The organism is Streptomyces sp. NPDC047974, assembly GCF_040653375.1.
Lineage (GTDB): Bacteria > Actinomycetota > Actinomycetes > Streptomycetales > Streptomycetaceae > Streptomyces.
The window spans coordinates 90,472-110,073 of the sequence record NZ_JBEZNU010000023.1 but is presented as its reverse complement, the minus strand read 5'-3'; the positions used below and the strand labels follow the sequence as shown (position 1 = coordinate 110,073).

Genomic DNA, 19,602 nt, shown 5'->3' with positions numbered 1-19,602 from the left:
CGGCCGGTCAGTCGGTGTCGCGCGGGTCGAAGGAGTCGGTGTCGACGGTCAGCGGCTCGGGGAAGGCCCCGGCGACGTCGTCCCAGCGGGTGAACTTGAAGTTCGTCCCCTCGCGGTCGCCGTCCGCCGGGGTGGCCTCGCCGTCGTGGGTGACGAGCAGGCCCTTGGGGAAGGCGGTGCCGAGCGGCACGTTCACCACGGTGGCGCCGTCGGAGTGCTGCACGCCGTCGGTGGCGGGCCCGTCGGTGACGGCGAAGGAGCCGAGGTAGGCGTTGGCGCCCTCGCGCGCGTAGACGGCGAAGGTGTCGTCGCCCTGGCTGGAGGCGAGGACGTAGCCGGTGCCGTCGTCGCCGTGGTAGACGGTGACGCCCTCGGCGTCGGCGCTCAGGTGCTCGCCGCCGAAGCCGGGGTCGTTCGCGGTGTCGAGGACGCACTCCTCCTCGGCCTCGTCGTACGTCCACGGGGTGCCGTACTCACGGACGCGGTCGAGGAGTTCGGGGCGCTCGAACTCCTCGTCGTCGATCTCGACGCGCCAGAGGCCGACGGCCTCCTGCGCGGCGTAGAGGACGTGCTCCTCCTGGTCGACGGCCATGCCCTCGACCTGCGGCAGCTCGCCGGGGTCGGCGCAGGGCCGCCAGGCGGTGCCGTTCGGCAGGGTGAAGGAGCGGGGCAGGTCGAGGGTGTCCTCGGTGCGGTAGCCGACCCGGCCGCCGCGGTCCTCCAGTTCGAGCAGGCGCAGCCGGCTGCGCTCGCGCTGCGAGACGACGACGTAGGCGTCGTCTCCGTCGCGGTAGGCGGAGAGGCCGTAGGCGGTGGTCTGGTCGTCGACCTCGGCCTCGCTCGCGGCGAAGACGGGGGTGACGTCGGCGGCGGTGACGTCCCTGAGCGGGGCGCGGCCGGCGGCGAGGGCGGCCGGGTCGATGGCGTAGGCGCGGATCCGGTCGCGGCCCCGGTCGCTGACGACGGCCAGGTCGGTCGGGCGTCCGTTCAGCTCGAAGCCGTGGACGAGGTCGACGTTGTTGAACCGCCCGGGGGCGGCGTCCTCGCCGGGGGCGGGCGGCGCGGCGATGTGCTGGACGCGGCGGCCGTCGAGCCCGTACACGTCGAGGCCGCCCTCCTTGAGGGTGCCGATGACGAGGCTGCGGCCGGGCCGCGTCGGGTCGACCCAGACGGCGGGGTCGTCCGCGTCGGAATGGCCGCCGACCTCGTCGTCGTACACGACGGGCGTCTCGACGCGGGCGGTGACGGTGACGGGCTGGGGGGTGGCGGGGACCGCGGCCACGACGCTGAATGCGGCGGCCAGGGCGGTCAGAGCGGAGGCGCTCACGGTACTCCTCGGTAGCGGTCTCGGACGGGCCGAGACGCTACGGAGGCGGGATGGAGCGGCCCTTGCGGACCCGTGAATTCCGAGCGGCCGTACAGAAGATGGGGCTAGCCTCCCGTCCATGGGGACGGACATCGACGGTGTGATCGAAGTGCGCGGGGCCGACGGGCGGTGGACGGCGGGCGACTGGCTGCCCGACTGCGCGCTGGTGCGGGACAAGGACGCGCGGGAGTGCCTGTTCGGGTACGGCGGGGCGCTCCAGGTGGACCGGCCGCTGTTCGACGCGCGGGGCGTGCCGGACGGCGCGTCGGAGGACGTCCTCGACGACGAGATCAACCACAGCCACTCGTACGCCACCTGGGCCGAGGTGAAGGCCGTCGACTGGGACGCGCCGCTGAACGACCGCGCCGACGGCAACCACCTCGCGGTGTGGGTGCCGGGGCCGGACGGGGAGCTCGTCCTCGACCACGTGCGGTGGGCTCCGATCGAGGTCCTCGACGCCTCGGAGGAGATCTTCGGCGAGGACCTGTGGCCGTGGGAGTGGCCGCCCGGCGGCGAGGTCCCCTGGGAGGGGGCGGTCTACCGTCCGGTCCTGTACACGCCCCGGATGTTCGCCCCGCCGGACGGCGACCGCTGGGGCCCGGTCTGGGCGATCATGCGCGACCTGGCGGCCGTCCACGGTGACGAGAACGTCCGCCTGGTCGTCTGGTTCGGCTGAGCGCCCGGCTACTTGGCGAGGGCCCGGCTGATGACCATGCGCTGGATCTCGCTGGTCCCCTCGAAGATGGTGTAGATCGCCGCGTCGCGGTGCATGCGCTCCACCGGGTACTCACGGGTGTAGCCGTTGCCACCGAGGATCTGGATCGCCTGGGCGGTGACGCTCTTGGCGACCTCGCTGGCGTACAGCTTGGACATGGAGCCCTCGGCGTGGGTGAAAGGCTTGCCGGCGGTGGCCATCCAGGAGGCGCGCCAGACGAGCAGGCGGGCCGCGTCGATCTGCGTGGCCATGTCGGCGAGCTGGAAGGCGACGCCCTGGTTCTCGATGATCGGGCGGCCGAACTGCACGCGGGTCCTCGCGTAGTCGAGGGCGACCTCGTAGGCGGCGCGGGCGGTGCCGACGGCCATGGCGCCGACCGCCGGGCGGGAGGCCTCGAAGGTGGCCATGGCGGCGTTCTTGACGCGCTCGCCGGCGCCCGACCCGGCCTTCTCGCGGGCGCGGGCGAGGCGCTCGTCGAGCTTCTCCTTGCCGCCGAGCAGGCAGGAGCCGGGGACGCGCACGTCCTCCAGGACGACCTCGGCGGTGTGCGAGGCGCGGATGCCGTGCTTCTGGAACTTCTGGCCCTGGGAGAGGCCGGGGGTGTTCGGCGGCACGATGAAGGAGGCGTGGCCCTTGGAGCCGAGCTCCGGGTCGACGACGGCGACGACGACGTGGACGTTGGCGATGCCGCCGTTGGTCGCCCAGGTCTTGGTGCCGTTCAGCACCCACTCGTCCTTGGCCTCGTCGTAGACGGCCCGGGTGCGCATGGCGGCGACGTCGGAGCCGGCGTCGGGCTCGGAGGAGCAGAAGGCGGCGACCTTGACGTCGTTCGCGTCGCCGTACATCTGCGGCACCCAGGTGCCGATCTGCTCCTCGGTGCCGTTGGCGAGGACGCCGACGGCGGCAAGGCCGGTGCCGACGATGGAGAGGGCGATGCCGGCGTCGCCCCAGAAGAGCTCCTCCATGGTCATCGGGACGCCGAGGCCGGTCGGGTCGAAGAACTGCTGGGCGTAGAAGTCGAGGGAGTAGATTCCGAGCTTGGCCGCCTCCTGGATGATCGGCCAGGGGGTCTCCTCACGCTCGTCCCACTCGGCGGCGGCCGGCCGCATGACGTCCGCGGCGAAGCCGTGGAGCCAGTCACGGACTTCCTTCTGGTCGTCGTTGAGCTCGAACGTGAACTCGGCCATGTTCCCTCCCAGCAGTACGTTACTTGCGGTAACACCCAGTCTGTTACCGACGGGTACAGCTGTCAACCTGCGGGTCCTCCCGGGCGAAGGGGGCTCGGGCGGTTCGGCACAGCATGCCGGTCGGGTGTTACGTTGCGACAGCCTCAGGTCATCGCACGGGCGGGGAGACACGCTTATGGACATCGCACACCGGACCACCGACCAGCAGAAGAGCGCCGAGCAGCGGCGGCGCGAACTGCTGGAGGCGGCGGACCGGGTCGTGCTCCGTGACGGCCCCAAGGCATCCATGAACGCGATCGCGGCCGAGGCGGGCATCACCAAGCCGATCCTCTACCGCCACTTCGGCGACAAGGGCGGCCTCTACCGCGCCCTCGCCACCCGTCACACCGACGCCCTCCTCGCCTCGCTGCGGGCCGCGCTCGACGCCCCCTCCGACCGGCGCCGCCGGGTCGAGTCCACCCTCGACACCTACCTCGCCTCCATCGAGGCGATGCCGCAGGTCTACCGCTTCCTCATGCACCCCGCCGAGGAGTCCCACCAGGCCGAGCAGGGCTTCGACGTCGGCCGCCACTCGGCGCCGCTGCTGCGCCGGATGGGCGAGGAGCTCGGCCAGGTCATCGCCGAGCGCGTCGACCTCGGCCCGGCCGCCGAGGCGCAGGCCCGGATCTGGGGCCACGGCATCGTCGGCATGATGCACGCCGCCGGCGACTGGTGGCTCGGCGAACGCCCCTGCTCCCGCGCCGAACTCGTCCAGGCCCTCGCGGACCTCCTCTGGGGCCGCCTCGCCGACGCCGACGACCGCGCGGACGGCCCGGGCTTCTGACCGCACCCGCCCGGCCCGAAGGGGCACCCGGGCGGTACGGCCCCGGGCTACGCCTCCAGCGCGGACGCGCCCTCGCCCCAGGGCTGCTTGCGGATCGCGCGGAGCAGGCGTGATCTGCGCCACCCCGTGACGTGCTCCGCGTAGACGTGGCCGTCCAGGTGGTCCATCTCGTGGAGGAGGCAGCGGGCGAAGAACCCCGTGCCCTCGATCCGGACCGGGGTGCCGTCGGTGCGGACGCCCTCGACCACCGCGCGGTCGAAGCGGGCCACCGGCGCCTCCAGACCCGGCAGCGAGAGGCAGCCCTCGGGGCCGCGGTACACGTCGCCGTCCGCCTCGACCAGACGCGGGTTCACCACGTGCCCCAGGTGACGGACCTCCTCGTCGTCCGGGCAGTCGTAGACGAAGACCCGCAGCCCCACGCCCACCTGGTTCGCGGCGAGACCGACGCCGTGCGCCGCGTACATGGTGGCGAACATGGACTCCACCAGCCGGTCGAGTTCGGGGCCGAACTCGGTGACGGGGGCGCAGGGCCCGTGCAGCACGGGATCGCCGAGCAAGGTCATCGTCCGGACGATGCCGGAGCTGCCGGGGATGGGGCGGTTTCGCATGGCCGTAAGCGTACGGTCCGCCGTGACCTCCTCATTTCATACGGTCGGCAGGGGTGCCGTGGTTCGGGCTCCTGGCCGGTTCTCGATAGGCTGAGCCCCGACCGACGCAAGGAGGATCAAGGACGATGTCAGGACACCCCGGTAATCCAGAGCCGCTGTCGCCGCGTGCCAAGCTGGCCGTGACCGCGGGCAAGGCGGCCGCCGCGGTGTCGCGGGCGGCCGGACGCGGCAGCGGATCGGTGATCGGCGGCCGGGTGGCGCTCAAGCTCGACCCCGACCTGCTGGGGCGGCTCGCGCAGCACCTGGACGTCGTCCTCGTGTCCGCCACCAACGGCAAGACCACCACGACCCGGCTGATCGCCGAGGCGCTCCGGGCCGCAGGCCCGGTGGTCTCCAACGCCCTCGGCGCCAACATGCCCGCGGGCATCACCTCCGCCCTCGCCGGCGGCGGTGACGCCAGGTACGGCGTGATCGAGGTCGACGAGAAGTACCTCGCCGGCGTCGCCCGCGACACCACCCCCAAGGCGATCGCGCTGCTCAACCTCTCCCGCGACCAGCTCGACCGCGCCGCCGAGACGCGGATGCTCGCCGAGAAGTGGCGCGAGGGCCTCAACGGCTCCAAGGCCGTCGTCATCGCCAACGCCGACGACCCGCTGATCGTGTGGGCCGCCTCCTCCTCCCCCAACGTGGTGTGGGTCGCGGTCGGCCAGGAGTGGAAGGACGACGCCTGGTCGTGCCCCTCCTGCGGCGGTGTGCTGCAGCGCCCCGGCGACGACTGGTTCTGCGGCGAGTGCGGCTTCCGCCGTCCCGCCCCGAGCTGGGCGCTCAGCGGCGACCACGTGCTCGACCCGCACGGCTCGGCCTGGCCGATCCGGCTGCAGCTGCCCGGCCGCGCCAACAAGGCGAACGCCGCCACCTCGGCCGCCGTCGCCGCCGTCTTCGGCGTGCCGCCGCAGGTCGCCCTGGAGCGCATGTACCAGGTCCAGGCCGTCGCCGGCCGCTACGACGTGGTCACCTTCCAGGACCGTCAGCTGCGGCTGCTGCTCGCCAAGAACCCGGCCGGCTGGCTGGAGACCTTCTCGCTGATCGACCGGCCGCCGACGCCGGTGATCCTCTCGGTCAACGCGCGCGGCGCCGACGGCACCGACACCTCCTGGCTGTGGGACGTGGACTACGGGCGGCTCGCCGGCCACCCGATCATGGTCATCGGCGACCGCCGGCTCGACCTGGCGGTCCGTCTGGAGGTCGCGGGTGTCGACTTCCGCGTCTGCGAGACGCTCGACGAGGCCGTCGCCATGGCCCCGCCCGGGCAGATCGAGCTGATCGCGAACTACACCGCCTTCCAGGACGTCCGCCGCCGTGTGGGCAACTGACCCCGCCCCGACTCGCAGAAGGACTCGCAACATGAGTGACAGCAGCCTGCGTGTGGTCTGGGTCTACCCGGACCTGCTCAGCACCTACGGCGACCAGGGCAACGTCCTCGTCGTCGAGCGCCGCGCCCGCCAGCGCGGCCTGGCCGTCGAGCGCGTCGACGTCCGCAGCGACCAGCCCATCCCCACCTCCGGCGACATCTACCTGATCGGTGGCGGCGAGGACCGGCCGCAGCGGCTCGCGGCCGAGCGGCTGCGGCGGGACGGGGGCCTCCCCCGGGCGGCCTCCAACGGCGCGATCATCTTCTCGGTCTGCGCCGGCTACCAGATCCTGGGCCACGAGTTCATCAACGACCTCGGGGAGCGCGAGCCGGGCCTCGGCCTGCTCGACGTGACCACGGTCCGCGGCGAGGGCGCCCGCTGCGTCGGCGACGTGCTCGCCGACATCGACCCGCAGCTGGGCCTCCCCCAGCTGACCGGCTTCGAGAACCACCAGGGCGTCACCCACCTCGGCCCGACGGCCCGCCCGTTCGCGCGGACCATCCTCGGCCGGGGCAACGGCACCGGCGACGGCACCGAGGGCGCGTACAACGACACCGTCTTCGGCACCTACATGCACGGTCCCGTGATGGCCCGCAACCCGCAGATCGCGGACCTGCTCCTGAAGCTGGCCCTCGACGTGAACGCGCTGCCGCCCACCGACGACCGCTGGTACGAGGCGCTGCGCGCCGAGCGCATCGCCTCCGCCTCGCAGCCCGCCTGACGAGCCGTCGGCAGCCCTCCGGAAGCGCACTTCTGAGCGGGCTAGCGCACATTGGATTCGTAAGTAAATACGGTGTCCAATCTGCGGACATCCGGTTCGGCCCCGCCACCCGGCAACGATAGGGTGGCGGGGATCCAGCCGGACGACGTGGTCCGGGAGTCGGCCCACGTTGCAAAGGTTTTTGGGCTATGCGCATTGGTGTGCTCACCTCCGGCGGAGACTGCCCCGGTCTGAATGCCGTCATCCGGTCCGTCGTGCACCGGGCCGTGGTCGACCACGGGGACGAGGTCATCGGCTTCCACGACGGGTGGAAGGGCCTCCTGGAGTGCGACTACCGGAAGCTCGACCTCGACGCGGTGGGCGGCATCCTCGCCCGCGGCGGCACCATCCTCGGCTCCTCCCGGGTCCAGCCCGCGCACCTCGTCGACGGCGTCGAGCGGGCCAGGGGCCACGTCGCCGACCTCGGTCTCGACGCGATCATCCCGATCGGCGGCGAGGGCACCCTCAAGGCCGCGAACCTCCTCTCCGAGGCGGGCCTCCCCATCGTCGGCGTCCCGAAGACGATCGACAACGACATCGCCTCGACCGACGTCACCTTCGGCTTCGACACCGCCGTCACCGTGGCCACCGAGGCCCTCGACCGGCTGAAGACCACCGCCGAGTCCCACCAGCGCGTCCTCGTCGTCGAGGTCATGGGCCGTCACACCGGCTGGATAGCCCTGCACTCGGGCATGGCCGCAGGCGCCCACGCGGTCGTCGTCCCCGAGCGCCCCTTCGACATCGACGAGCTGACCTCCCGGGTCGGCGCCCGCTTCGCGGACGGCAAGCGCTTCGCGATCGTCGTCGTCGCCGAGGGCGCCAAGCCGAGCGAGGGCTCCTCCATGGACTTCAAGACCGCCGGCACCGACATCTACGGCCACGAGCGGTTCACCGGCGTCGCCAACCAGCTCTCCGTGGAGCTGGAGCGCCGGCTCGGCAAGGAGGCCCGCCCGGTCATCCTCGGCCACGTCCAGCGCGGCGGCACGCCCACCGCGTACGACCGCGTCCTCGCCACCCGCTTCGGCTGGCACGCCGTCGAGGCGGCGCACCGCGGCGAGTTCGGCATGCTGACCTCGCTGCGCGGCACCGACATCGTCATGGTGCCGCTCGCCCAGGCCGTGGAGACCCTGAAGACGGTCCCCGCGGACCGCTACGCCGAGGCCGAGTGCGTGCTCTGAGCGCCCTCGCGCCCTCCGTGCGCACCCCGTGCGTCTGACACCCGCCCCCGGTCGCGAGCGCGACCGGGGGCGGTTCTAGTCTGGTGCGGACAACAAGCGCGAAACGGGCTCGGCGCGCAATGGGCTCCAGGAGTAAGCGATGGATCACAGCGGGCACGGCATGACCACGGATCTGCCGCCGTTCACGCTGGGGCGGGGCCTGGAGTTCTCTCCCGACCTGTTCTTCCTCGTCGGGTGCCTCGTGGCGCTCGGCCTGTACGGGTGGGGGGTCGCCCGGCTGCGCGGGCGCGGGGACGCCTGGCCGGTCTCCCGGACCGTGCTCTTCACCGTCGGCGTGCTGACCGTCGCCCTGGTGATGTGCACCAAGCTGAACGACTACGGCATGGTCATGTTCAGCGTGCACATGGTGCAGCACATGGTGATCTCCATGGTCTCGCCCATCCTGCTGCTGCTCGGCGCGCCGGTGACGCTGGCGCTGCGGGCGCTGCCGGTGGCCGGGCGCGGCTCGCTCGGCCCGCGCGAGGTGCTCCTCAAACTGCTGCACAGCCGGTACATGAAGATCATCACGCACCCGGTCTTCACCATCGGCATCTTCATCGCCAGCCTCTACGGGCTCTACTTCACCCCGCTCTTCGACACCCTGATGGCGTCGAAGCCCGGGCACATCGCGATGATGGTCCACTTCCTCGCGGTGGGCGTGGTCTTCTTCTGGCCGATCATGGGCGTGGACCCGGGCCCGCACCGGCCCGGCTATGTGATGCGGATGCTGGAGCTCTTCGCGGGCATGCCGTTCCACGCCTTCTTCGGCATCGCGATGATGATGGCGTCCCAGCCGATGGTGAAGGCGTACGAGAACCCGCCGGCCTCGCTCGGCATCGACGCGCTCACCGACCAGCACGCGGCGGGCGGCATCGCCTGGGCGTTCAGCGAGATCCCCTCGGTGCTGGTGCTGATCGCGCTCGTCTACCAGTGGTACCACTCCGAGCAGCGCCAGGCGGTCCGCAAGGACCGGCAGGCGGACCGGGACGGCGACAAGGAGCTGGCGGAGTACAACGCCTACCTGGCCTCCCTGCAGGCGCGCGGCCGCTGAACCGCCCCTCCCGGATCCCGCGCGGGAGTAGCGCCCGCCCCCCGCGGGGAGTCACCATGGCAGGGAGGCTTCCCTGGCCCCGGTCGGGAGGAGGGCGGGCAGATGTCCGGTTCCACGAAGGCGATGACGGTCGTCACCTGTGCCGTGCTGGTTCTGATCAGCGCGTACACGGTGGCGCTCGGGAGCAGCGGCTGGCTCTGGTTCGGCTGGATCGTGCTGATGGTGGCGACGATCGGGATGGCGGCGGCGGACAGCGCCGACTCGGTCGCGGGGCCGCGCCGGCCGCGCGCGGGCGGGGCGGGCCCGGCACCGCGCTGACGGCCCGGTCCGCTCTCACATGTGCCGGTTCGCGTAGTACTGCTCGACGAGCCGGATGAAGGTGATGTCGTCCTCGTTCTGGCCGGCCTCGAAGTCGGGCGACTCGCGGACGTGCTTCTTGGTGCAGTTCACGTGCACGGTCTCGTTCTCCCGGTCCACGCGGTCGACGAGACCGGCGGGCAGGACGACCTTGTGGCCGAGGATCCACGGCCCGGTGTCCACGACCAGGTAGGACCGGTCGACGTCCTCGGTGTGCCGGTCGACCTTGCCGATGCCGCCGTCGGTGGCCTCCACCGCCTAGCCGATCAGGGTGTCGCCCGGCACGTGGCCGGAGGATTCCGCGTAGCCCCACATGCCGGTGCTCATGACGTGCCTCCTCGCCGGGGGGATTGCCTCGTGTGGCGCGACTACCCCCGTCCGGCGCGTTCATCCGCCGGTCAGCGCGGGGCGAGGACGATCCAGACCTGTCCGGGCGCGAAGGCGAGGGGCCGGCCGTCCGGGGTGGTGAAGGAGGTGCCGGCGGCCGGGTCGGGGCGGGACCAGCGGGCCTCGTGGGCCCGTCCGTCGCGCAGCACGGTCGCCGTGCCGGAGCCGGTGGTCTCGGTGTACGGGGAGACGGCGCCGTTGACGTCGTGGAAGGCGGAGGGGCGGATGGTGACGCGCTGGACGACGACGGTGGCGGGGGCGAGCGGGCCGTCGTCGGTGGTGGCGGCGGCGCGGCCGTCCATGGCGACGCGCCAGCCGCGGTCGGCGGCGGACCAGGTGAAGGCGTAGCGGGCGGCCGGGAAGCGGACGGTCTCGGTGGTGGTGGCGGTGCCGCCGGCGGGCGCGGCGCCGAAGCGGAAGCCGACGGGCCGGACGTCGGAGGCGTCCGGTGCGGCGGCCAGGGCGCGCTCGGGGCGCAGGTAGAGGTTGTGCGGGGCGGGCCGGTCCGGGGAGCGGCGGAAGGCCGCGGGGGCGGAGGACTGGTGGACGAGGTCGAGCGGGGCGGCCTCCAGGAGCGGGTTCAGGGCGCGCTGGGCGCCGGAGTAGGCGAGCGCGGGGTTGCCGAAGGGGCGCAGCAGGGCGATGTCGGACTCGCGGGCGCTGCGCACGGGGCCGATGCCGTCGGGGAGGCGGGAGGAGTAGACGGCGAGCAGCCGGGTGACTCCGCCCTCGACCTGCTCGACGTAGACGAGGTCGGCGGCGCCGAGGCCGGTGTGGGGGCGGGCCGCGGGCACGTTGTCGATCTTCACGGCGAGGACCGGGCCGGTGCGGGCGGGCAGCCCGGTGAGCGGGGAGACGCCGCTCGGGGCGGTGGGCCGTGTCGGGGCCGGGTCCTGCGGGCCTGATTCCGAGCAGCCGTACAGTGCGGCCGCCGCCACCGCGCAGAGCAGGGCGGTGAGCAGTCGGCGGGGTCCCCGGGGTGCGGGCGCGCCTGGCATTTTCGGCCTCCCGGGCGAGTCGGGCCACTCCGACCAGTGGACCACGGGCGGGCGGGGGGCTACAACGGGCGGGACGGACGACGAACGGGGGTTTCCGGTGTTCTACCGGCTGCTGAAGCACGTACTGCTCGGGCCGCTGCTCAAGCTGCTGTTCCGGCCGAGGGTGGAGGGGATCGAGCACGTCCCCGAGGAGGGCGCGGCGATCGTCGCGGGCAATCACCTCTCCTTCTCCGACCACTTCCTGATGCCGGTGGTGCTCGACCGGCGGATCACCTTCCTGGCGAAGCAGGAGTACTTCACCGGGCCGGGGCTGAGGGGGCGGCTGACGGCGGCGTTCTTCCGGGCCGCGGGGCAGATCCCGGTGGACCGCTCGGGCAAGGAGGCGGGGCAGGCGGCGATCCGCGAGGGGCTCGGGGTGCTGGCGAAGGACGAACTCCTCGGGATCTACCCGGAGGGCACCCGCTCGCACGACGGGCGGCTGTACAAGGGCAAGGTGGGGGTGGCGGTGATGGCGCTGACGGCCGGGGTGCCGGTGGTGCCGTGCGCGATGGTCGGCACCTTCGAGATCCAGCCGCCCGGGCGGGTGGTGCCGCGGATCCGGCGGGTGACGATCCGCTTCGGGAAGCCGCTGGACTTCTCGCGCTTCGCGGGCTCGACGGACGAGCGGGCGGTGGTCCGGGCCGTCACGGACGAGATCATGTACGCGATCATGCGGCTGTCGGGGCAGGAGTACGTGGACGAGTACGCGGCCGTGGTGAAGGCCGCCGGGTCCTGAGCACGGCGGAGGGGCCGTCGCCGGGTGGCGACGGCCCCTCCTACGTCAGACGAGGGCTACGGCCGCGGGGCGGCGTGCGGGGCGCAGGTCTGGTCCGTGGCGTCGAGCTTCCCGCTCAGCAGGTAGGCGTCGACCTTGGTGTTGAGGCACGGGTTGACGAGGCTGGTGATGCCGTGCGAACCGGCGTCCTTCTCGGTGATCAGGCGCGAGCCCTTGAAGCGCTTGTGGAGCTCGACGGCGCCCTCGTACGGGGTGGCGGCGTCACGCTCGGCCTGGGCGATGAGCACCGGCGGCAGGCCCTTGCCGGTCTTCACCTGCACGGGCTTCTGGCTCGGGACCTTCCAGGTGGCGCAGGGGAGGTTCATCCAGGCGTTGGCCCAGGTCATGAACGGGTACTGCGCGTGGAGGCGGGAGTTGTCCCGGTCCCACTTCTTCCAGCTGGTCGGCCAGGGGGCGTCGGCGCACTCGACCGCGGTGTAGACGGCGTTGCCGTTCTCCGAGGCGATGTTGCCGGCGGTGTCGGTGAGGTCCGCGGCGGCGTTGTCGATGAGCGGCTGCGGGTCACCGGCGGCGTACGCGCTCCACGCCTGGGCGACGGGGGCCCACATGGAGTCGTAGTACGGGGCGCTCTGGAAGAAGCCGATGAGCTCGGCCGGGCCGACCTTGCCGCCGAGCGGCTCCTTCTTGGCGGCGGCGCGCAGGGTGTCCCACTGCTGCCGGACCTCCGCCAGGGTGGAGCCGAGGTGGTAGGTGGCGTCGTTCTGGGCGACCCAGGTCATCCAGTCGGTGAGCCGGCCCTCGAAGGCGATGTCCTGGCCGAGGTTGGCCTCGTACCAGATCGAGCGGGTCGAGGGGTTCACGACGCTGTCCAGGACCATGCGGCGGACGTGCGTCGGGAAGAGGGTGCCGTAGACGGCGCCGAGGTAGGTGCCGTAGGAGACGCCGACGAAGTTGAGCTTCCGCTCGCCGAGGGCGGCGCGGATGACGTCGAGGTCGCGGGCGGTGTTCGGCGTCGTCATGTACGGGAGCATGTCGCCGCTCTTCTCGAAGCAGCCCTCGGCGTACTCGGCGGCGAGCTTGCGCTGCGCGCGCTTGTCGGCCTCGCTGTCGGGGACCGGGTCGAGCTTGGGTCCCTTGACGAACTCGGTCGGGTCGACGCAGGAGATGGGGGCGGACTTGCCGACGCCGCGCGGGTCGAAGCCGACGAAGTCGTAGGCCTTGGCGACGTTCGTCCAGACCTTGTGGTTCGTGGTGACGCGGCGCGGGAAGCGCAGGCCGGAGCCGCCGGGGCCGCCGGGGTTGTAGAGCAGCGCGCCCTGGCGCTCGGCGGGGGTGCCGGTGGCGCCGATCCGGTCGACGGCGATCTTGATCGTCTTGCCGTCGGGACGGGCGTAGTCGACGGGGACGGTGACCCAGCCGCACTGGATCGGCTTCTCCAGGCCCCAGTCCTCGGGGCAGTCCTGCCAGTCGATGCCGGCGCGGGCGGCCCGGTCCGCGGCGAGCGCGACTCCGTAGGCCTCGGCGTCGCGGCCGTGGCGCTCGCCGCTGTCGGCACTGGCCGCCGGAGCCGCGAGCGCGCCCGCGACGAGCGTGGCGGCGATGAGCGTGCCGGCGGAGCCGAGCACTGCCGTACGTCGTCTCAAAGGTCCTCCCCCTGTAGGTGGTCGTCTGTTCGAGTGATCCTTTCGTCAACGAGGGCGCCACGTCAGTCCGAACACAGGTTTCTTTGCCGAACCCATAACCGGATCGGGGTGTCCGCTGAGCGGTACACCCCGATCCGTCTCATTCGGGGGCGAGTTCGGCCAGGGCGGCGTCGAGGATCCGGCGCAGGGCGAGCGCGTCGGGGGCCACGGCCGTGACGAGCGCCGCCGGACCGGCGAGCGGGGTCAGCACCGCGTGCGCGCCGAGCGGACGCGCCGCCGGCGGCTCCTTCCCGTAGTCCGGTTCGACGACCAGGAGCTGGCCGGTGGCGCGGTGACCGGCGAGGACGGCGCCGCCGTCCCAGCCGCCGGGCGCGCCGGGGCCGTACGCCAGCTCCTGGTCGAGCAGCGGCCGGCCGGCGCGGCGGACGGTGAGCCGGGAGAGCAGGGTGCCGGGCGGCTCGCCGTGCCGGCCGAGGACCTGCTCCTCGCGCAGCACCAGGCGGGCGGTGGGGGCGAGCTCGACGGTGGTGCGCACCCGCAGGTGGGAGCCGTGGGCGCTGACGAGCTGTTCGGGCAGCCAGCGCAGGGTGGCGTCCGCGCCGACCCGGAGCCGGATCCCGTACTCCGCCGGCGCGGGGTCCCGGCCCGGCAGGGCGAGCGTGGCGGCGGCCGAGTCGACCCGCAGCCGCGCCCCGTCCCGTACCTCGGTCTCGAGGGCGAGCCGGTCGCCGCCGAGCGGGGCGCTCATCGCGCCGACCACCGTCACCCGCGACCAGCCGGGGGCGGCGCGGGTGCGGCGCACGGCGAGCGGCCCGTCGCTCTCCAGGACCGGCAGGGAGCCGTCGGCCCCGGCGGCGATCCGGGCGGTGGCGCGCAGGCTCATGCGGTGGGCGCCGGGGCGGCCGTCCAGGCGGCGAGCCGCTCGCGCAGCCACGCGGCGACCGGGCCGACGCCCTCCTCGGACCGCAGCGAGGTGAAGACGACGGGGAGTGCGCCGCGCTGCTCGGCCGCGTCGCGGGCCATCCGGCCGAGGTCGGAGCCGACGTACGGGGCGAGGTCGGTCTTGTTGACGACGAGGAGGTCGGCGGTGGTGACGCCGGGGCCGCCCTTGCGGGGGATGTCGTCGCCGCCGGCGACGTCGATGACGAAGACCTGCGCGTCGACGAGGCCCCGGGAGAAGGTGGCGGTGAGGTTGTCGCCGCCGGACTCGACGAGGATCAGGTCGAGCGGGCCGACCGTGTCCTCCAGCTCCTCGACCGCCTCCAGGTTGGCGGAGATGTCGTCGCGGATGGCGGTGTGCGGGCAGGCGCCGGTCTCGACGGCCTGGATGCGTTCGGGCGGCAGCACGGCCTCGCGGAGCAGGAACTCGGCGTCCTCCCGGGTGTAGATGTCGTTGGTGACGACGGCGAGCGAGAGCGTGTCGCGCAGGGCGCGGCAGAGCGCGGCGACGGTGGCGGTCTTCCCGGAGCCGACCGGGCCGCCGAGGCCGACGCGCAGGGCGCGCCGGGTGCCGTCGGGCCGGTGGGCGTCGGCGGAGACGGCGCCGTGGTGGGTGTGTCCGTGGTCGAGGTGCATGGGGGTACTCCCGTGTTACGAGGCGAAGAGGCGGACGGGCCAGGCCGCGTGCTGTTCGGCGGTGATGTCGAGGAGGGGCGCGGAGGCGGCGGGCAGCGCGTCGACGCCCTCGCGGGCGGCGGCGGTCGCCCGGGCGGCGACCTCGTCCATCTCCGGGGCGAGCCGGGCGAGGACGGCGGTCGCCTGGTAGGGGTCGAGGCCCAGGAGCCGTACGGTCGCGGTGGCCGGCCCGCCGACCGCTTCGTACGCGGCGCAGTGCGCGGCGTCCTCGGGGCCGAGCCCGGCGGCCCGCGCGGTCGCGCCGAGGACGACGGGCTGGTGCGCGCCGCGCGGGAACGCGGCGGCGAGGGCGTCGAGTCCGGGTCCCGGCCAGGTGGCCCGGGCGGCCCGCATCAGCTGCCGCCCGAGCCGGCGGGCGGCGGCGCGCAGCGCGGGCGAGGGGGTGCGGGCGTCCGCGGCGGCGTCGAGCTCGTACGGGTCGAGGCCGAGGGCCGCGCCGGCGGCGAGGCCGGCCGCGGTGAGTCCCGCGGTGTGCAGCCGCCCGCGGCAGAAGGCCTCCAGGCTCGCGGCGTCGCGGACGCGGCCGGCCTTGACGGCGGCCTCGGCGCCGCCGGAGTGGGCGTGCCCGCCGGCGGGGAACCGTCCGTCGGCGAGCACGAGGAGGGCGGAGCGCGTCATCAGAAGAGGAAGTAGCGCTGGGCCATGGGCAGTTCCGCGGCGGGGGCGGGTTCGACCGCTTCGCCGTCGATGGTGACGGTGAAGGTGTCGGCGTCGACCTCGACGCGGGGCACGGCGTCGTTCTCCCGCATGTCCGCCTTGGTGACGCGGCGGGTGGAGCGGATCGGGGTGAACTCCTTGGCCAGGCCCAGCTTCCGCGGCAGGTCGTCCTCGATCGCGGCCTCGGCGGTGAAGTTGACCGATCCGGCGGCGGCCGCCCGGCCGAGCGCGCCGAACATCGGCCTGGGCAGCACCGGTTGGGGCGTGGGGATGGAGGCGTTGGCGTCGCCCATCTGCGCGTACGCGATCTGGCCGCCCTTGAGGACGACGAGCGGCTTCACGCCGAAGAAGGCGGGCTCCCACAGGACGAGGTCGGCGAGCTTGCCCGGTTCCACGGAGCCGACGAGGTGGTCCATGCCCTGGGCGACGGCCGGGTTGATCGTGTACTTGGCGACGTAGCGGCGCGCCCGGTGGTTGTCGGCGCGGCCGTCGCCGGGGAGCGCGCCGCGCCGCCGCTTCATGACGTGGGCGGTCTGCCAGGTCCGCAGGATCACCTCGCCGACCCGGCCCATGGCCTGCGAGTCGGAGGAGATGATCGAGATCGCGCCGAGATCGTGGAGGACGTCCTCGGCGGCGATGGTGGAGGGCCGGATCCGGGACTCGGCGAAGGCGAGGTCCTCGGGGACGGCGGGGTTGAGGTGGTGGCAGACCATCAGCATGTCGAGGTGTTCCTCGATGGTGTTGACGGTGTGCGGCCGGGTCGGGTTGGTCGAGCTGGGCAGCACGTGGGGCTCGGAGACCACGGTGATGATGTCCGGCGCGTGCCCGCCGCCCGCGCCCTCGGTGTGGTACGCGTGGATGGTCCGGCCCGCGATGGCGGCGAGGGTGTCGCCGACGAATCCGGCCTCGTTGAGGGTGTCGGTGTGGATGGCCAGCTGGACGCCGGTCTCCTCGCAGACGCCGAGGCAGGCGTCGATGACGGCGGGGGTGGCCCCCCAGTCCTCGTGGATCTTGAAGCCGAGGGCGCCGCCGCGCAGCTGGGAGTGCATCGCCTCGCGGGACATGGTGTTGCCCTTGCCGAGGAGGCCGATGTTGACGGGGAAGGTGTCGAGGGCCTCGAACATCCGGGCCGTGTGCCAGGGGCCGGGCGTGACCGTGGTGGCCTTGGTGCCCTCGGCGGGGCCGGTGCCGCCGCCGACGAGGGTGGTGATGCCGGTGGCGAGGGCCTGCTCGACCACGGTCGGGGAGATGAAGTGGATGTGGGTGTCGACGCCGCCGGCGGTGACGATCCGGCCGTTGCCGACGATCACCTCGGTCTCGGGGCCGATGACGAGGCCGGGGTGGACGCCGTCCATGGTGTCGGGGTTGCCGGCCTTGCCGAGGGCGGTGATCCGGCCGTCGCGGATGCCGATGTCGGCCTTGACGATCCCCCAGTGGTCCAGGACGACCGCACCGGTGATCACCGTGTCGGGGGCGCCCTCGGCGCGGGTGGTGCGGGCCTGGCCCATGGACTCGCGGATGACCTTGCCACCGCCGAAGACGGCCTCCTCGCCGGCCCGGCCGGGTCCGCCGCAGCGGTCCTCCTCGATCTCGACGAGGAGGTCCGTGTCGGCGAGCCGGATGCGGTCGCCGGTGGTGGGGCCGAACAGGTCGGCGTAGACGGCACGGTGGAGGTCAGGCACGGGCGTCTCCGTTCGGGACCGCGGCGGCGAGGGGGCCGGTCGCGGTCGTCGCGTCCAGCGGGCCGGCGGTCTCGCCGCGCAGGCCGGGGACGATCCGGTGACCGGCGATCGGCACGAGCTCGACCTCGACGGGGATGCCGGGCTCGAAGCGGACGGCGGTGCCGGCGGCGATGTGCAGGCGCAGGCCGCGCGCGGCCGCGCGGTCGAAGTCGAGACCGGGGTTGACCTCGGCGAAGTGGTAGTGGGAGCCGACCTGGACGGGCCGGTCGGCGGCGTTGAGGACGGTGAGGCGGGTGACGGGGCGGCCCTCGTTGAGGGGCACGGGCCCGTCCGCGTACAGGATCTCTCCGGGGATCATCGGCGCGGCCCCCGTCAGACGATCGGGTCGTGGACGGTGACGAGCTTGGTGCCGTCGGGGAAGGTGGCCTCCACCTGGACGTCGTGGATCATCTCGGGGATGCCGTCCATGACGTCCTCGCGGGAGAGCACCTTGCGCCCGGAGGCCATGAGCTCGGCGACGGTGCGACCGTCCCTGGCGCCTTCCAGGATGTGCGCCGTGATGAGGGCGACGGCCTCGGGGTGGTTGAGCCGCACCCCGCGCGCACGGCGCCTCTCCGCCACGTCGGCGGCCACGTGAATGAGCAGGCGCTCCTGCTCGTGCGGGCTCAGCTGCACTCTTCCACCTCACAGTCGTCCACCGGGCCGCACCCGGACAGCTGCGGACCCTACCGACCGTCAACACGCTGTTGAACGGCGGAGATGCGGTGGACGGCCGGACATTGCACGTTAGGGCGGAAGTTTTTCCGGCGCGTTAACTCCGGCTTTGCGATTCCATGATCGTCGGACCGGTCGGCCGGCGGCGGACCGACGGACCGGTGGCGTCGGAACGGTGCCGCGTCAGCCGGTGCCGGGGGCGCGGTGGTGGGCGGCGATGCCGAAGCGGCGCTGTTCACCGGTGGCGGAACCGAGACCGCCGGAGAGCCCGGTCCCGGAGACGGAACGGATCACCGGCTCCTCGACGGCGTCCCGCGCCTCGGCCTCCAGTTTTTCGAGTCGCTCCAGGTCGGCGGCGGAGACCAGGGCGACGAGCGGCTTCCCGTGCCGGGTCACGACCACGCGCTCGTCGCCGTACACGACGCGGTTGATGAGGTCGGCGAGCTCCGCCCGCGCTTGCGTCACCGGGATCTCGTAGGTCATGCTCCTCAGCTTACGGCCTGTACGTCCTGTACATTTTTTACAGAAGGAGGCACCCCTGATGGACGCACGTCACGTACTGCCGGAGTTCTCGGAGCGGACCTCGTACGGCACCCGGACCCTCGATCCCTACGCGAAGCTCCTGGAGAACCGGATCGTCCTCCTCGGCACGACCGTCGACGACGTCGCCGCGAGCGACGTGATCGCCCAGCTCCTCCACCTGGACCACGCGGATCCGGGGCGGGACATCGCGCTCTACCTCAACTCCCCCGGCGGCTCGATCACCGCGACGACCGCGATCCACGACACCATGCGCAGCCTGGCGAGCGACGTGGAGACCACCTGCCTCGGCCAGGCCGGCTCCACGGCGGCGGTCCTGCTCGCCGCGGGCGCGCCCGGCAAGCGCATGATGCTGCCCGGCGCCCGGGTCACCCTGCGCCAGCCGATCCTCGACGAGCCGCTCGCCGGCCGGCTCTCCGACCTGGACCTCCAGGCGCGCGAACTGCTGCGGCTACGCGACGTGATGACCGGACTCCTCTCCGCGTACACCGGCCGGGAGGCGGCCGAGGTCGCCGCCGACACCGAGCGCCTGACCGTCCTCGACGCGCCGGCGGCGCTCGCGTACGGCCTGGTCGACTCGATCGTCGGCACGCGTCGGGCCGACTCCGGCACGCCGACGGCACGGTGAGACCGCGATGGTGCCGGAGCTTCCGCCGCTGCCCGCCCTGACGCGCGCCGAGGGGCAGTTGATCGACGCCTACCTCGAAGTCGTCGACCTTCTGGGGAAGATCAATCCATCCAGGGGATCGCATACCTATGGGGCCCTGCGGGCCGCGCAGGCCCTGGTCGGGCGGGCGGAGGCGCTGCGCGAGGCCCTGACGCTCATGCATATGCGGGGCGAGAGCGAGGTCCACTCCGAGACATTGGCCTGCGCGCTGCGGGTGTTGGACGGCGAGCGGCGGGCCGCCCGCGTCACCGTGCCCGGCACGCGGGCCAGTTGACATTCCGACGTGTCGTGTCGAGCCCCGGACGGCCGACACGGGACGCAGGATCCATCCCCCGTCCGGCGTAGTCGCGCGACCGACAGATGAAGTGTGCGAGTTGCGCAACAGGTGTACGCATTTGGCGGAATCAG

23 protein-coding genes are annotated in these 19,602 nt (G+C 73.0%); 10 read left to right on the top strand and 13 right to left on the bottom strand.

Annotated elements, in window-relative coordinates; translation table 11 throughout:
• Positions 1–7: 7 nt before the first annotated feature.
• On the bottom strand, positions 8–1,327 hold the full coding sequence (locus AB0E19_RS28265) for a phytase (RefSeq protein WP_362185004.1): 1,320 nt from the start codon (positions 1,325–1,327) through the stop codon (positions 8–10).
• A gap of 118 nt (positions 1,328–1,445) precedes the next feature.
• On the opposite strand from AB0E19_RS28265, the gene AB0E19_RS28260 reads away from it, so the two are divergent.
• Positions 1,446–2,042, top strand: a complete 597-nt coding sequence (locus AB0E19_RS28260; RefSeq protein WP_362185003.1) for a hypothetical protein — start codon at positions 1,446–1,448, stop codon at positions 2,040–2,042.
• Between the two features lie 8 nt (positions 2,043–2,050).
• On the opposite strand, the gene AB0E19_RS28255 is transcribed toward AB0E19_RS28260, so the two are convergent.
• Positions 2,051–3,268, bottom strand: a complete 1,218-nt coding sequence (locus tag AB0E19_RS28255; RefSeq protein ID WP_362185002.1) for an acyl-CoA dehydrogenase family protein — start codon at positions 3,266–3,268, stop codon at positions 2,051–2,053.
• Between the two features lie 175 nt (positions 3,269–3,443).
• Between AB0E19_RS28255 and AB0E19_RS28250 the strand changes: the two genes are divergently transcribed.
• The gene (locus tag AB0E19_RS28250; protein ID WP_362185001.1) at positions 3,444–4,091 is read left to right on the top strand and encodes a TetR family transcriptional regulator; all 648 of its coding nucleotides are present in this window, start codon (positions 3,444–3,446) and stop codon (positions 4,089–4,091) included.
• A 47-nt stretch (positions 4,092–4,138) separates the two neighbouring features.
• On the opposite strand, the gene def is transcribed toward AB0E19_RS28250, so the two are convergent.
• Positions 4,139–4,699 (bottom strand): peptide deformylase, encoded by a 561-nt coding sequence (gene def, locus AB0E19_RS28245; protein ID WP_362185000.1) that lies wholly within the window; start codon positions 4,697–4,699, stop codon positions 4,139–4,141.
• A gap of 125 nt (positions 4,700–4,824) precedes the next feature.
• Here def and AB0E19_RS28240 point away from each other — a divergent pair, with 125 nt between their 5' ends.
• The 5 genes from AB0E19_RS28240 to AB0E19_RS28220 all read left to right on the top strand — a co-directional run bounded on the left by AB0E19_RS28240 (position 4,825) and on the right by AB0E19_RS28220 (position 9,457).
• The gene (locus tag AB0E19_RS28240; RefSeq protein ID WP_362184999.1) at positions 4,825–6,072 is read left to right on the top strand and encodes a MurT ligase domain-containing protein; all 1,248 of its coding nucleotides are present in this window, start codon (positions 4,825–4,827) and stop codon (positions 6,070–6,072) included.
• A gap of 31 nt (positions 6,073–6,103) precedes the next feature.
• On the top strand, positions 6,104–6,832 hold the full coding sequence (locus AB0E19_RS28235) for a glutamine amidotransferase (RefSeq protein ID WP_360606730.1): 729 nt from the start codon (positions 6,104–6,106) through the stop codon (positions 6,830–6,832).
• Positions 6,833–7,020: 188 nt separating this feature from the next.
• On the top strand, positions 7,021–8,049 hold the full coding sequence (locus AB0E19_RS28230) for a 6-phosphofructokinase (protein ID WP_362184998.1): 1,029 nt from the start codon (positions 7,021–7,023) through the stop codon (positions 8,047–8,049).
• A gap of 139 nt (positions 8,050–8,188) precedes the next feature.
• The gene (locus AB0E19_RS28225; protein ID WP_362184997.1) at positions 8,189–9,139 is read left to right on the top strand and encodes a cytochrome c oxidase assembly protein; all 951 of its coding nucleotides are present in this window, start codon (positions 8,189–8,191) and stop codon (positions 9,137–9,139) included.
• Positions 9,140–9,241: 102 nt separating this feature from the next.
• Positions 9,242–9,457 carry a hypothetical protein gene (locus AB0E19_RS28220; RefSeq protein ID WP_362184996.1) on the top strand — a complete coding sequence of 72 codons (216 nt, stop codon included), beginning with the start codon at positions 9,242–9,244 and terminating at the stop codon, positions 9,455–9,457.
• A 15-nt stretch (positions 9,458–9,472) separates the two neighbouring features.
• On the opposite strand, the gene AB0E19_RS28215 is transcribed toward AB0E19_RS28220, so the two are convergent.
• Both AB0E19_RS28215 and AB0E19_RS28210 read right to left on the bottom strand, forming a co-directional pair.
• Complete coding sequence (locus tag AB0E19_RS28215) at positions 9,473–9,751, bottom strand: PRC-barrel domain containing protein (protein ID WP_362184995.1); 279 nt, start codon at positions 9,749–9,751, stop codon at positions 9,473–9,475.
• Positions 9,752–9,894: 143 nt separating this feature from the next.
• Positions 9,895–10,881 carry a DUF3048 domain-containing protein gene (locus AB0E19_RS28210; protein WP_362184994.1) on the bottom strand — a complete coding sequence of 329 codons (987 nt, stop codon included), beginning with the start codon at positions 10,879–10,881 and terminating at the stop codon, positions 9,895–9,897.
• A 97-nt stretch (positions 10,882–10,978) separates the two neighbouring features.
• On the opposite strand from AB0E19_RS28210, the gene AB0E19_RS28205 reads away from it, so the two are divergent.
• Positions 10,979–11,656 carry a lysophospholipid acyltransferase family protein gene (locus AB0E19_RS28205; RefSeq protein WP_362184993.1) on the top strand — a complete coding sequence of 226 codons (678 nt, stop codon included), beginning with the start codon at positions 10,979–10,981 and terminating at the stop codon, positions 11,654–11,656.
• Positions 11,657–11,712: 56 nt separating this feature from the next.
• Here AB0E19_RS28205 and AB0E19_RS28200 read toward each other — a convergent pair whose 3' ends face one another.
• From AB0E19_RS28200 to AB0E19_RS28165, 8 genes are all read right to left on the bottom strand, one after another.
• Positions 11,713–13,299, bottom strand: a complete 1,587-nt coding sequence (locus AB0E19_RS28200) for an alpha/beta hydrolase (RefSeq protein WP_362184992.1) — start codon at positions 13,297–13,299, stop codon at positions 11,713–11,715.
• 139 nt (positions 13,300–13,438) lie between these two features.
• On the bottom strand, positions 13,439–14,182 hold the full coding sequence (locus AB0E19_RS28195; protein WP_362185029.1) for an urease accessory protein UreD: 744 nt from the start codon (positions 14,180–14,182) through the stop codon (positions 13,439–13,441).
• Entirely contained in the window at positions 14,179–14,874 is a 696-nt protein-coding gene (ureG, locus tag AB0E19_RS28190; protein WP_362184991.1) for an urease accessory protein UreG, read from the bottom strand. The genes AB0E19_RS28195 and ureG overlap by 4 nt, the downstream gene beginning before the upstream one ends.
• Positions 14,875–14,889: 15 nt before the next feature.
• Positions 14,890–15,552, bottom strand: a complete 663-nt coding sequence (locus AB0E19_RS28185; protein WP_362184990.1) for an urease accessory UreF family protein — start codon at positions 15,550–15,552, stop codon at positions 14,890–14,892.
• The gene (locus AB0E19_RS28180) at positions 15,552–17,273 is read right to left on the bottom strand and encodes an urease subunit alpha (RefSeq protein ID WP_362184989.1); all 1,722 of its coding nucleotides are present in this window, start codon (positions 17,271–17,273) and stop codon (positions 15,552–15,554) included. The genes AB0E19_RS28185 and AB0E19_RS28180 overlap by 1 nt, the downstream gene beginning before the upstream one ends.
• Positions 17,266–17,631 carry an urease subunit beta gene (locus tag AB0E19_RS28175; RefSeq protein WP_362184988.1) on the bottom strand — a complete coding sequence of 122 codons (366 nt, stop codon included), beginning with the start codon at positions 17,629–17,631 and terminating at the stop codon, positions 17,266–17,268. The genes AB0E19_RS28180 and AB0E19_RS28175 overlap by 8 nt, the downstream gene beginning before the upstream one ends.
• 14 nt (positions 17,632–17,645) lie before the next feature.
• Entirely contained in the window at positions 17,646–17,948 is a 303-nt protein-coding gene (locus AB0E19_RS28170; protein ID WP_362184987.1) for an urease subunit gamma, read from the bottom strand.
• Between the two features lie 222 nt (positions 17,949–18,170).
• Positions 18,171–18,470 (bottom strand): type II toxin-antitoxin system Phd/YefM family antitoxin, encoded by a 300-nt coding sequence (locus AB0E19_RS28165; protein WP_362184986.1) that lies wholly within the window; start codon positions 18,468–18,470, stop codon positions 18,171–18,173.
• A gap of 58 nt (positions 18,471–18,528) precedes the next feature.
• Here AB0E19_RS28165 and AB0E19_RS28160 point away from each other — a divergent pair, with 58 nt between their 5' ends.
• Together AB0E19_RS28160 and AB0E19_RS28155 are read left to right on the top strand one after the other, a co-directional pair.
• On the top strand, positions 18,529–19,155 hold the full coding sequence (locus AB0E19_RS28160) for an ATP-dependent Clp protease proteolytic subunit (protein WP_362184985.1): 627 nt from the start codon (positions 18,529–18,531) through the stop codon (positions 19,153–19,155).
• Positions 19,156–19,162: 7 nt separating this feature from the next.
• Complete coding sequence (locus AB0E19_RS28155; protein ID WP_362184984.1) at positions 19,163–19,468, top strand: hypothetical protein; 306 nt, start codon at positions 19,163–19,165, stop codon at positions 19,466–19,468.
• Positions 19,469–19,602: the final 134 nt, after the last annotated feature.

Bases quoted from the DNA above. Each gene is read 5' to 3' on its own strand.
- AB0E19_RS28230 (WP_362184998.1), top strand. From the start codon at position 7,021: ATGCGCATTGGTGTGCTCACCTCCGGCGGAGACTGCCCCGGTCTGAAT.
- AB0E19_RS28160 (WP_362184985.1), top strand. From the start codon at position 18,529: ATGGACGCACGTCACGTACTGCCGGAGTTCTCGGAGCGGACCTCGTAC.
- ureG (WP_362184991.1), bottom strand. From the start codon at position 14,874: ATGCACCTCGACCACGGACACACCCACCACGGCGCCGTCTCCGCCGAC.
- AB0E19_RS28225 (WP_362184997.1), top strand. From the start codon at position 8,189: ATGGATCACAGCGGGCACGGCATGACCACGGATCTGCCGCCGTTCACG.
- AB0E19_RS28210 (WP_362184994.1), bottom strand. From the start codon at position 10,881: ATGCCAGGCGCGCCCGCACCCCGGGGACCCCGCCGACTGCTCACCGCC.
- AB0E19_RS28235 (WP_360606730.1), top strand. From the start codon at position 6,104: ATGAGTGACAGCAGCCTGCGTGTGGTCTGGGTCTACCCGGACCTGCTC.
- AB0E19_RS28240 (WP_362184999.1), top strand. From the start codon at position 4,825: ATGTCAGGACACCCCGGTAATCCAGAGCCGCTGTCGCCGCGTGCCAAG.
- AB0E19_RS28250 (WP_362185001.1), top strand. From the start codon at position 3,444: ATGGACATCGCACACCGGACCACCGACCAGCAGAAGAGCGCCGAGCAG.
- AB0E19_RS28220 (WP_362184996.1), top strand. From the start codon at position 9,242: ATGTCCGGTTCCACGAAGGCGATGACGGTCGTCACCTGTGCCGTGCTG.
- AB0E19_RS28175 (WP_362184988.1), bottom strand. From the start codon at position 17,631: ATGATCCCCGGAGAGATCCTGTACGCGGACGGGCCCGTGCCCCTCAAC.
- AB0E19_RS28185 (WP_362184990.1), bottom strand. From the start codon at position 15,552: ATGACGCGCTCCGCCCTCCTCGTGCTCGCCGACGGACGGTTCCCCGCC.
- AB0E19_RS28155 (WP_362184984.1), top strand. From the start codon at position 19,163: ATGGTGCCGGAGCTTCCGCCGCTGCCCGCCCTGACGCGCGCCGAGGGG.
- AB0E19_RS28255 (WP_362185002.1), bottom strand. From the start codon at position 3,268: ATGGCCGAGTTCACGTTCGAGCTCAACGACGACCAGAAGGAAGTCCGT.
- AB0E19_RS28165 (WP_362184986.1), bottom strand. From the start codon at position 18,470: ATGACCTACGAGATCCCGGTGACGCAAGCGCGGGCGGAGCTCGCCGAC.
- def (WP_362185000.1), bottom strand. From the start codon at position 4,699: ATGCGAAACCGCCCCATCCCCGGCAGCTCCGGCATCGTCCGGACGATG.
- AB0E19_RS28195 (WP_362185029.1), bottom strand. From the start codon at position 14,182: ATGAGCCTGCGCGCCACCGCCCGGATCGCCGCCGGGGCCGACGGCTCC.
- AB0E19_RS28260 (WP_362185003.1), top strand. From the start codon at position 1,446: ATGGGGACGGACATCGACGGTGTGATCGAAGTGCGCGGGGCCGACGGG.